The sequence below is a fragment of the Nostoc sp. CALU 1950 genome, assembly GCF_051172895.1.
In the GTDB taxonomy this organism is placed as follows: Bacteria; Cyanobacteriota; Cyanobacteriia; order Cyanobacteriales; family Nostocaceae; genus Nostoc; species Nostoc edaphicum_A.
In genome coordinates, this window is sequence record NZ_JBDNJQ010000225.1 from 1 (window position 1) to 11,104 (window position 11,104).

Here is an 11,104-nt window from a genome sequence, read left to right on the forward strand (position 1 = left end):
CATCTTGACGGGAAATACTGGCGCTAACATCTTAAATGGATTTGATGGTAGCGATAACCTCTTTGGTAACTCAGGCAATGACACCTTGCTAGGTGGTGCAGGTGATGATCTACTTTCTGGAGAAGTTGGTCGAGATGTATTGACTGGTGGAACTGGGCGAGATAGCTTTAACCTTGCTGGTAGCCGCACTGGAGGGTATGATACCATCGCTGATTTTATTTTTGCAGATGATACTATCCTCATTTCCAAGGCAGAATTTGGACTGAGCCAATCTCTGAATAGTACACTCGATTCTAGCTTGTTCCGACTTGGGACTAATGCAACAACCGCAGGCGATCGCTTTATCTACAATCAAACTACGGGTAACCTGTTCTTTGATAAAGATGGGGTTGGTGGTACAGCACAAGTGCAGATAGCCCAGTTCTCGAATCTGGCGCTGCTTAATAGTACAAATATTACTGTAATTGCCTAACGAAAGCTAACTATAGCAAGCATTGGTTGATCACCCAGCAATAGACAGATAATACAAATCCCATGTGAGCTTAAAACACTTTAAAATTCAGATGTTCTCCATTCCCCAATACAGTTCAGTTAAGCTTTTTTCTCTCCCCCTGCTTCCCCTGCCTCCCCTGCTCCCCCTGCCTGCCTTAACAGATAAATTTGCTTAACTGAACCGTATTGCTCCATTCCTTACTCTTGACTTATACTTATCAAAAGTGTATAATGCGTTTTGCATGGAAGGGGAGTAGCTGCTGGCAAAAAAACTCGAAAGCCAGTACATCTGAATCAACATACTGGCGATGAGCCTGGTTCAGATGGCAAATAATCAATATTTGAAAGCGAGACCTTCACTAAGTTCACACCGAAAAGTGTAAACTTGGTGAGGTCTTTTGGTTCTCATCAAGCTTCACATCGGTAAACGATTCTTCAGGAGCTTGAGAGAGTGTTAACAGCTTTTACCGCAGGTTTATTACTAATTACAGTTTCAGAACTAGGCGATAAAACATTTTTTATTGCTGTGATTTTGGCAATGCACCACCCGCGGCGGCTGGTATTTATAGGTGCGACATCTGCTTTAGCCGCGATGACAATCCTTTCAGTGCTATTTGGACAAGTGGTGTCTTTGTTGCCAAAAGTTTATATTCATTACGCCGAAATAGCTTTATTTATTGCCTTTGGTATCAAGCTACTGTATGACGCTAGTAAGATGTCCGCTGCTGCTTGTGATACGGAAGTTATAGAAGAAGCCGAAGCTGCGGTGAAAAAAGCAGATTTGCAGTTACCAAAGCAAAAGACTTCCTTGGCAATTATCATAGAAGCCTTTGTGTTGACATTTATGGCAGAGTGGGGCGATCGCACCCAAATTGCCACCATTGCCCTAGCAGCAGGTAATAATCCAATTGGAGTGACAATAGGTGCAATTTTAGGACATGCCATTTGTGCTGCGATCGCAGTTATCGGCGGCAAAATGATAGCCGGACGCATTTCAGAGCGTCAGATCACCTTTATTGGCGGATGCCTGTTTTTAGTCTTTGGTGTCCTCGCTGCCATCGAGGGAGCGTGAGGGGATGAGGGGGATAGGAGGAATAAGGGGACAAGGGGGACAAGGAAGAGACTATTCTTCAATAATAAATCCCCCAGTCCCCAATCCCCAGTCCCCATTACTTAGGCGTACTTTCCGGTGAAGGTGCGAGAGATGGAGCCGGATTAGGCGTGGGGGAAGCCGTTGCCGCCTTTTTAATTCCATCTTTGTACTGAGCAGGTGCTAAAGCTGCGGCACTATCAAACAAAGGTTTTGCATCTGCGTCTTTGCCCTGTTCTTTCAGGAGCATTGCTTTTGCCACAACAGGGCGAAAATCCTTGGGATCTTTCTTAATTGCCTGGTCATAAACAGAGCTAGCTTGAGCGTAGCGTTTCTGGGAAGCGTGAACAGAACCTAATAGCACCTGCACCGCTACTGTATCAATACTTCCAGGTTGAATTGTATTTGCTTGGGCTGCGTTAGAGAGGGTTTCTTGCAACAAACCAATGGCTGCTTCGGGGCGTTGCTGACTGATCAACAGAGCCACCATTCCTTGCAAAGCCTTCAAATCGCCCGGTTTCGTGGACAAAATCGAACGATAAGCTTGAGCGGCTCCTTCGCGATCGCCAATTTGCTGTTTGGCTTGAGCCAGTAGCACTGAATATTCTGACTGTTCGGGATTCAGCTTCGCTAGCTTTTCTAGGGGTTCAATAACAACTTGGATATCAGCTGGTTTAACCTCACTTTTATCTTTTTGACTCAGTAGTTGCAGCCGCGCCTTTAATAGTCCCTCAAGCGCAGTCTGATTTTCTGGTTCCCTTTGCAAAACCTGTTCATAACCCCGTACTACGTCTTCCAGTTTTGATTTTTGGTCAGCGGAGGGCAAACTGTCTCTGGTGCTAGCGGTATTCTGGCTTGAGGGTGGCGTATTATTAAATGCTCCAATTATGGGAATCACCGAAACACCCACAAAAGCAAGAATTGCCACTGCCAAGACGACTCGAACTATCCAACGATTGCGCGGTTGAGACACAGTTTTGTCTTTCTCCTGAATTTTAATGACATTATCATTTACACAAATCGTAAAGTTAAAAATTTCCAAAACTTTGCGGAATACCGCCAATTGCCTGTGAATTTTATAACAATTAACTATCTACACTGCTAAAGTAAGTGATGACTTTAGGAGGAGCCGTCAGAATTGTAGCTATGATATGCTTCCGAAACTAGTGTAAAGGCGCTAAATTACACATTTAGTGTTTATACACTAAATTTAGCGCCTTTAGGATTGTGTAGAGTAACCTAGTGTGACTTTGTTAAAAGCCAATATACTTTCATCAGTCGCACAAATGCTCTTTCCAGCTGCCTTTGTAAAATCCCACAATGGGATGTGTCTCCGCCGCAAGGAGTTTTTATGAATTCCGACCTGATGCCGTTGCCTGAATCCTCTAATTCTTCTGCCTCTAACCAGGGCCCAACTAACGTAGAGGCAGCCGCTAATGTTCATATAGCAGCCCAGTCCTCTAAACCTGAAAATTTGCCTGTCAAACCCAGCGACACTGACTCCAATGATGGGTTCGCCAACCGACAGCAACCGATTCCGCCTCCCAGCGAACCGATGCAGTACCGAGCGATCGGGTTAGTCCGGGGTCGATATCATGCTAGCAGCGAACAATTTACTCAAGGTACGCTGCTGACCACAGATGGTGTAGAACTCAATGCCGTCCTCCTAGGGCGGATTATGAGCTTAGTCAAGAATCACCTAGACTTAGAAAAAGAACACTTGTGGGTAGTATATCCACGTACAAGACAAGAAAATGATACCTTGCACATCCAAATCGTCGGAGTTTGGGAGCCAGAAAATCTGGCTAAAAACTCAACAGATGAGGACGAGTCAGATTTTGAGTTGCAAGAGTTACAGAAACCCGATGATGGCTTATCCGAAAACTCTGAATTAAGTACAATTGCTCTGAAACCCTCATCAGAAGTTGTAGATGGTGGTTTTTCTGTTCGTGGTGAAGTGGTATACCAATCTTTTGATGCTAAAAGCTTGGTAGTCAAAATTAGGCAGGCTCCACGCAAATCAACTGATAAACCCAAATATTTTAAGTTGAAATTGAGGGGTGTGCTGACCACCAAAGCAGTAGGAAAATTCTGGGACTTCCAAGCCAAACGGGAAGCTGACGTTTTGGTAGTAGAAAAAGCTGAGGCGATCGCTGACTTGCCCAAAAAACGCAGACCACCATTCAAAGGTGGGCCTCGTGCTGGCGGTGGTGGTGGTGCTGGTGGTAGAAAACCATTCCCCCCCAGACGCAGTGGCGAAACCCCTCGTCCTATCAAAAAAACAGGCGCAGGCGGCGACACCTCTGTGGTGTCAAAACCTATCCCAAGAACGCCCGCTCCTAAACCCATCAAGCGACCAAAACCAACTCAAGAGTAGGGAATAGGGAGCAGGGGGAGATGAGGGAGCAGGGGGAGAAAAATTGCTTCCTCATCCCCCTCATCCTCCTCATCTTCCTCATCCCCTTAAAAATCCGTCCGACGGTCTTGGGGTAGAAAAGATCGCTCCATCGGAATTGGGGAAACTGGTTCTGTGAGGGTAAACGTACCTGCTTCGATCCACTTTTTCAACTCTAGGGCGACTTGCCTAGAAAAAAACAAACTGGCTAAGGGGGCAGAGCGTACAGCTTTGCCCTCAATGGTTATCCGCCCAGATTTGAGTTGGGCGTAACTCACCAAGCCAAAGGTGGGACGGACGCGCCGGGGAATGGAAAAATCCACTATTGGGGCTACCAAGTCTTGATCTTGGACGGCACAGTGTTCAACTACTTGTTCATTTAATACAGGGAGTGGGACACCAACGCCTAACATCAATGAGGGCCCATAACTTTTGAAATAACACCCCCGCACCCAATGAGCATCCATTTGCTTGGCATCACCAATTAAAGCTAAAGTGGCGGAAGGCCCAATCGGTGTACGATTAGCTAAACGCTTTTGTAAGGGGAAGTGCTGAGTGCCTTCCCAGGCGACATATCCAATACCGCCACCTAAAAAAATTCGAGTACCTATACCAACGAGTTGCAAATCGGGATCGTTGAGTAAGGGGGAAATAGCACCGGGATTAGAGTAAACGGCATTCCCCAGACGCGGTTGTAAAGGGCCGAGATAGGTGAAGAGGGGGCGATCGCCACCATTTACACCAACAATAAAATTTTGATAAAGATTGCGCGGATTGAATAAATAAAACTGATTAATTGTGTCACTGGTAATGGTAGTTTCAAAATTTGCTCTGGGGTAACAATCTGTTACTTGCCCTTGCGCTTTTACGTGTATAGATTTACCAGCAATCAAATCTTCGATTACATGACCGCCGCCGCGTTCTCGGACTTCTTCCCCGTCCGTCGTCTCCACAGCAGAACTCGCACCCAAATATAAATCTACTGCCCCAAAACCAGAGTATGCTGGTACACCATCTAACCAGCAGCGGCGAATTTTTATCGGGGGGTCAGTGTGTCCCAGATTGATAATTGCACCACTTGATTCCATTGGCTCAAAAGTGCCAGTGGTAATTACATCAACTTCTTTCGCAGCTTTAGTAAAACCGATTTCTACAACTCGTGCTTTTAATTCTTCAGTTGTCAACACTACTGCACGTTGGCGGCTGATTTTCTCGTTAATTTCTGCAATTGTTCGCATCTTATCAGTGCTAGGGCTTCCTGGTGAATGGTGAATAGGGAAAAGAAAGTTTCATTGCTCCTTGTGAGCGCAGATTATGATGACTCTTGCATAATTTCATCTCGAAATGTTGTCGCTAATCTCTGCGCGACAGCTTAACACCCTGGATAGGGTTTAAATTCCCAAAAAACAATTTAAGTATTGCAAAGTCCAAATCATATATTTATTTTTTGGGGCAAGCTAGCTATGTCCGAAATGTTTTTCTGTCTACGTAAATTTACTATAAATAAAGCCTTGCCTTATCAATCAAATGTATGTATGGTTAGGATTGATTAGACTTACTGGACTTAAATGATTTTACGTCAGCCGAAAGAAACATTTCTGGATGTGGTAAAGCATTCTAAACCAAATAGTCAATCGCAAAGTGGGAGCTAAAAGCAGATGCTATGGTGAAGCTGCTCTCTGGCGAACTTATCCTAACTTATACCCTCTCAAAGCAATTCTACTTGTTGCTATTGATTTTATTGCTACATTTCACCCAATAACGAATTGAGTAAGAGGCAATGACTACTTCTGAATTAACTAATTTTGAGCAAAAAAACCGAAGTAATGTTTCTAATAGGATTGAAAATTTATCCTCACCATCAGATGAAAAAAAGTTGTTTAACTTGAAGGTGATTGAGTATTTATTACTCGCAGCTTTTGTCTCTGCTGGACTCTTTATTATTTTTCTTTCAGATGATAAAACAGTTGTAATTTCTGGAGCGGTATCTCTAACTTTTTTGTTTTTTTTGTTGCTCATCAATAGACAAGTATTTCAGAACTATAAGAAGGTCGCTTATCAGTCTGAACTGACTAAAAAAGCTGAACTCTATAGTTATCTATTGACCAATCCTAATTCCTGGGATAAAGATACGCTGACTTTGACAAGAGGAAAGGCTTTACAATACAGCCAAGATTTGATTGACGATTATAAAAGAATTAGGGGTGTATCAAGAAACCTTTACTATAGTTTGCAAATTGCGACAGTGATTTTGTCAGGAGTCACACCAATTTTAGTTCTGGTAGATAAATTAGAAGCAGGACAAGCTTGGCTCAAGTGGCTACCCGTGCTTTGCCCTGCGATTGCTTCTATAGTCGCTAGTATAGTTACCTCTTTTCCTTTTCAGAAGAATTCGCTTGCTGCTAATACAGCCGTTGAATTGTTAGAAGCTGAACAAGAGAAATTTATATTGGGCGTGACTCCGCCTTATCGTTGCTATGATGTGTCCGATGAAAGCCAACAGCAACAAAAGGCAAGTCAGGCATTAGAATACTTTATTGTTCAAGTGAATAATATTCATCTCAACCAATTGCAACAGACTAGTGAGACGCAATCAGAGAAGACAGAATCAGCTTCATCTAATGAGTCAAACAAACCAGGAACAGAGGTAACGAAGCAGAAGGATAGTTGATGAACTGATTACCGTCACGAATCAGTAAATTAATTTTGAATTTTGCATTTTAGATTGAGCCGTGTTGCAAAATCCCCGACCTCTTAAAAAAGTCGGGGATTTTGTTGTTCACGAATAATTTTAAATGGCTAGATAACAGTTTAACGAACCTTTTCCAATTAAAATCCCCCAAGCAATGTCCATGCCTGGGGGTTGGTACCAAAAGTTTACAACTTTCAGTTGTTGTTTCACAATTTCTGCCTAGTTAATTTCCGGTTCCTGCAAATTTAATCTTTAAGTCGTGGTGTTTTACCGCTAAACTACCAGGTCAAATTTTTGGAGACCCGGACGAGATTTGAACTCATGTCCCACTGACATTAATTCACAGGGGTCGATACAGAACGTGAATTTTTAACTTTAGCTTGGAGCAATAGCCTAAGACTAAATATGAGATTGATTGTGTCGAGGAGTGCCTTTACCCTTTGGCTATCCCTCGGTTTAATTAAATCGAGGGAGTAGGACTCGAACCTACATATTCTCCTATTGACACTGAAACTAAACTTGCGCTCCAAAACTATTTTACCTAAATGTTGAGGGTGAAAACAAGTAGCTAAAGATTGAGCGAGCAACTTGATTCTGTTGAGTAACTTCTAAACTATTTGCCTGTTCTCTAGCAAAAATCACCTCTTGCATAAGCCTATCTACTCGCCGCAGCAATTCATTCTGTCTTGCTTGAGAAATTGCTCCAGAAAACTTGACTGTTCGCCAAGTTCCTTCTGGCACGTCTTCGGAGGACTCTTTTACCTGCGCGGGATGCTCTTTTGTGGCTTCATACAGCACCACAGGTTTAACTATTTTTTTGGTTTTGGTAGTATGTTTCGGTTCAGTAGCAAAACATTCTTGCTGCTGATCGTAAACCCAAGATTCGCTAGTATCTAGAACGGGCAGTGTTGAGATGAACGTTTTAACATCAGCTAACTGCTTTTCTAGAAACAGTAGGTAAGAAACGGGTACTTCTCGTAAAATGGTGGTTCCGTCAACTACTATATCTGCTTTAGCCTGGGCATTAGCCCAATCTTGAGTGGCACATAAGTTAAATAATTCTGCACAAGCTTGCTCAAATTGACTCAGCAAATCTTCTGCTTTCATTTGCAGTGTCTGATTTTCTGGAGGATATACGAAGCCATCTTCAGCTACCGGCTGAAATGTCCGCGAAATCCCTTGAAACATTGCAGTTTTTTGAATCAGATGATATACGCCTGTTTTTGCTTTTGTGGTGTTAGCTTTAACGGTTTGTAAAATCGCAATCACTTGATTGAGTTTCAAAGTTTACTCTCCAATATATGAATTGATTATTGTTCCCCCTATTGTCTGCTTAGTTTTTAGTAGTGTCCACCTAGCAGGTAAGTTTTCCAAAAATGCTAGGCAATTCAATAAGAAATTATTTTGGATTTTGAATTTACTAGTTTTGTAAAAGTGCGGAGTTTACGATTCTTTAATCCAAAATCGAGTGACTAATCTTCTTGTTTCAAGATATCATCATCAATCGACGGCTTCTCATTAATATCTGGATTTTCTGATGTCCAATTATCATTTTTTCCAGGAGATTCAGAAACTATGACAAACTCAGTTTCCTTTCTATGATTATTCCCCCATTCATCTAAAACATCTTTAATCAACACTTCTTGCAACCAAATCTTAGCGACAACAGTTAGAGGTAGCGCCAGAAATAATCCTAAAAATCCAAAGAAAGTCACGAAAAATAGTTGGGCAATTAAGGTTACAGCTGGCAGCAAAGAAACTTGCTGTGCCATCACAATTGGGGTAATAAAACTGCTCTCAACCTGTTGAATAACAACGTACAGAATCAAGACAGCAACAACTTTCCAGGGGTCATCTAATAGTGCGATCGCCATTGCTGGCACTACACTCATCGTTGGGCCAAGGTTGGGAATTAAATTCAAAAATCCTGCCAAAATTGCTAAAGCTAGTGCTGCCTTTATACCCAAAACTGATAAGCCAACTAGACTCATCAGCGCCACTACAAACATGGCGATGAAAGCGCCTGTAATCCATCCACCCAAAGAAACTTCGCATTTATTTAAAATCCCTTCTACCCGCCGCCGATAAAATGAGGGGAAAAGCCGTATAAAGACTTTGCGGTAAGCTAGTGGATCGACTAAGATCATTCCTGTTAAAACCAACACTAGCAAAATCTTGAGGACTACTTCCAAAGAGCCGGATACAAAGGCGAAGGAGTTTCCCAGTACCCGATTGACGAAGGGCTGTGCTTGTTGGATGAGGCTATTGATATCTGGAATGTAAGGAACTAACTCATCAGGAATACGAGTTCTCAGGGCATCAAGCCAAACATTAAAGCGCTCAAACCCTTTAGGAACCTGATTGGTTAGTTCTTGAAACTGCTGTGCAAATGGCGGCACAATTAGCCAGAAAAAACCCACGACGCCGGCCAAAAAGATAGCTACTGCTAGGAGGACGGCGACTCCACGTTTCATCCCAAAGCGTTGGAAGCGTTTCGCTAGCCGATTTAATGTGGTGGCTAACACAACTGCGGCAAACATTAGCAAAAGCACTTCCCGAATTTGCCACAGGATGTATAAAGAAAGAACTATGGCGATTAAGCCGATCCATTGACCGAGGTTCACAGGCTGACTCCCAACGGTTGGCGAGATGCAATTTTCTTGTAATTCAGCTAGGTTAGCTGATTTTAGTAACTTGTGTGTAGATGATTTGAGTTAATTTTGTTTCTGGGCTTGGAATCGCCACAGTAGTGCGATCGCTATTATTACAATCGGCAACAATACTATAATTAGCGCGTTGGTTGCTGTCGCCGGAATTGATAGACTTGGCCCTGCATACTTAATCAATACCGATAACAAAGCCGAGAGTAAAAGCAGTTTCAGAACCAATCCTAGTTGATTTTCCATAAAATTACGGCATACAAATTTTTATGGTACACACGAATCTGCGTTGTACCGCCCAGTTTCTACAATAAACCTACAGATACAATCCTTTCCAACTTTTTCTAGGCAACCTTGCGGAACCCTTTTTTACGTCAAACTCAGCCAGCCAAAAACCTGTTCTACAGTTAGTTCTAATTCGATACCCTCAAGAATGGGTAATTTATCGGTAGCTTCGTATAATTCCACTCGCTGTCCAGGAAAAATCCCCAGCACACTTTCGTCTTCTGGGTTGATTAACCAGCCAAGTTCAGTACCATTGCGCGAACAATGAAATAATTTACTCAACACTCTTTTTAACTTTTGGTCTGGGGAAAGAATCTCAATTGCTCAGTCAGGATGTATTTCAAAGCGATTAACAATTCTGTCAGATGGAGTTTTAGGAATTCTATCCCAGCGAAACACAGACACATCAGGGACGATAGAAGCGCCACCCAAGCTACAGCGCAGTTCTGGGAAAGCCAAAGCAATTTTTTGACTTCTAGCTATGCCGTTAATTGTTTCGCAAAGAGTAGCTTGGAGCAAGCTATGTTCACCTTGAGGCATTGGTTTTTGAGTGATTTCCCTGTTGATAAAATCTGATGCTGGTTCAGTTTCCGGCAGTTTGAGGAACTCGTCTAAAGTTAGTTGGGGTTGAGTTGCGATCGCCATAAGCAAATAGCATAGAGGGGATAGTTTTATTATGGGCGTGCGATCGCCTAACACAGTTCGGTTAAGGCAAGAGACGCGATAAATCGCCTTCTTTACAATAATCAGTCCTTTGTAGAGACGGCGATTTATCGCGTCTTTGTGATATGTAATTTTCGTCAAAAAACAGCTCGGTTAAGCGTAAACGAAACCCAATAAACCCTTTAACTTAAATCCTCAGTTTCCCGCAATTCTTCTAATTCCTCTGGCGTGAGGGGATTATTGCCTGACTTCAGTGCTTCTATCCAGCGTAGCCGTCGCTGCTTCAGTTTCTTTTGTCTTTGAGCGTTTCTCGTTTGTATGCAATAGAATTTGACCTCTCTCCAAACCTCTCTCCTTTTAGGAGAGAGGCTTTGAGTCTTACTCCCCTTCCCTTGTAGGGAAGGGGTTGGGGGTTAGGTCTTTATTGCACTCAACTGAGAACCGCTATATTACTTAACTCATATTCAACCAGCTAAAAACTTATTTAACAGTCAGTTCTAACTAGGTATCAGTGAATCTAGGCAACTGATAAGCTATTGTATATAATTTAACTCGCTACTTGGAAACGCTGTTAGCAGAGTTTTAAGTTTCACACAGAGGCGTAGAGGCACAGAGAGTTTTTAAATTTTGTTGTTCACGAGTATCAAAGACTCTTTAATAATGAAGCTCAAAGACTCATTAAAGGAGTTCAAAGGCTCATTAATGAAGCTCAAATACTCATTAATGGAGTTCAAAGGCTCATTAATGGAGTTCAAATACTCATTAATGAAGCTCAAATACTCATTAATGAAGCTCAAATACTCATTAATGAAGCTCAAATACTCATT

At 42.5% G+C, this 11,104-nt stretch carries 8 protein-coding genes and 2 pseudogenes; 4 read left to right on the forward strand and 6 right to left on the reverse strand.

What is annotated here, in order from left to right; all coding sequences use genetic code 11:
- Positions 1 to 472: pseudogene (locus ABF638_RS34590) on the forward strand (S8 family serine peptidase); the annotation flags it as partial.
- Positions 473 to 943: 471 nt separating this feature from the next.
- Positions 944 to 1,564, forward strand: a complete 621-nt coding sequence (locus ABF638_RS34595; protein WP_435027321.1) for a TMEM165/GDT1 family protein — start codon at positions 944 to 946, stop codon at positions 1,562 to 1,564.
- Positions 1,565 to 1,661: 97 nt separating this feature from the next.
- Here ABF638_RS34595 and ABF638_RS34600 read toward each other — a convergent pair whose 3' ends face one another.
- Complete coding sequence (locus ABF638_RS34600; RefSeq protein ID WP_435027322.1) at positions 1,662 to 2,555, reverse strand: tetratricopeptide repeat protein; 894 nt, start codon at positions 2,553 to 2,555, stop codon at positions 1,662 to 1,664.
- A gap of 378 nt (positions 2,556 to 2,933) precedes the next feature.
- Between ABF638_RS34600 and ABF638_RS34605 the strand changes: the two genes are divergently transcribed.
- Positions 2,934 to 3,959, forward strand: coding sequence for a hypothetical protein (locus ABF638_RS34605; RefSeq protein WP_435027323.1), 1,026 nt, complete (start codon positions 2,934 to 2,936; stop codon positions 3,957 to 3,959).
- A gap of 86 nt (positions 3,960 to 4,045) precedes the next feature.
- Here ABF638_RS34605 and ABF638_RS34610 read toward each other — a convergent pair whose 3' ends face one another.
- Entirely contained in the window at positions 4,046 to 5,215 is a 1,170-nt protein-coding gene (locus tag ABF638_RS34610) for a homocysteine biosynthesis protein (protein ID WP_435027324.1), read from the reverse strand.
- Between the two features lie 542 nt (positions 5,216 to 5,757).
- Between ABF638_RS34610 and ABF638_RS34615 the strand changes: the two genes are divergently transcribed.
- Complete coding sequence (locus ABF638_RS34615) at positions 5,758 to 6,648, forward strand: DUF4231 domain-containing protein (RefSeq protein ID WP_435027325.1); 891 nt, start codon at positions 5,758 to 5,760, stop codon at positions 6,646 to 6,648.
- A 558-nt stretch (positions 6,649 to 7,206) separates the two neighbouring features.
- On the opposite strand, the gene ABF638_RS34620 is transcribed toward ABF638_RS34615, so the two are convergent.
- The 4 genes and pseudogenes from ABF638_RS34620 to ABF638_RS34635 all read right to left on the reverse strand — a co-directional run bounded on the left by ABF638_RS34620 (position 7,207) and on the right by ABF638_RS34635 (position 10,259).
- Positions 7,207 to 7,953 carry a hypothetical protein gene (locus tag ABF638_RS34620; RefSeq protein ID WP_420762739.1) on the reverse strand — a complete coding sequence of 249 codons (747 nt, stop codon included), beginning with the start codon at positions 7,951 to 7,953 and terminating at the stop codon, positions 7,207 to 7,209.
- 188 nt (positions 7,954 to 8,141) lie between these two features.
- The gene (locus ABF638_RS34625; protein WP_435027326.1) at positions 8,142 to 9,293 is read right to left on the reverse strand and encodes an AI-2E family transporter; all 1,152 of its coding nucleotides are present in this window, start codon (positions 9,291 to 9,293) and stop codon (positions 8,142 to 8,144) included.
- A gap of 90 nt (positions 9,294 to 9,383) precedes the next feature.
- The gene (locus ABF638_RS34630; RefSeq protein ID WP_435027327.1) at positions 9,384 to 9,575 is read right to left on the reverse strand and encodes a hypothetical protein; all 192 of its coding nucleotides are present in this window, start codon (positions 9,573 to 9,575) and stop codon (positions 9,384 to 9,386) included.
- 123 nt (positions 9,576 to 9,698) lie between these two features.
- Positions 9,699 to 10,259 (reverse strand): annotated as a pseudogene (locus tag ABF638_RS34635) (Uma2 family endonuclease).
- Positions 10,260 to 11,104: the final 845 nt, after the last annotated feature.

What these genes read in the sequence shown, in the direction of transcription:
- ABF638_RS34605 (WP_435027323.1), top strand. Translation starts at nt 2,934, where the DNA reads ATGAATTCCGACCTGATGCCGTTGCCTGAATCCTCTAATTCTTCTGCC.
- ABF638_RS34610 (WP_435027324.1), bottom strand. Translation starts at nt 5,215, where the DNA reads ATGCGAACAATTGCAGAAATTAACGAGAAAATCAGCCGCCAACGTGCA.
- ABF638_RS34615 (WP_435027325.1), top strand. Translation starts at nt 5,758, where the DNA reads ATGACTACTTCTGAATTAACTAATTTTGAGCAAAAAAACCGAAGTAAT.
- ABF638_RS34630 (WP_435027327.1), bottom strand. Translation starts at nt 9,575, where the DNA reads ATGGAAAATCAACTAGGATTGGTTCTGAAACTGCTTTTACTCTCGGCT.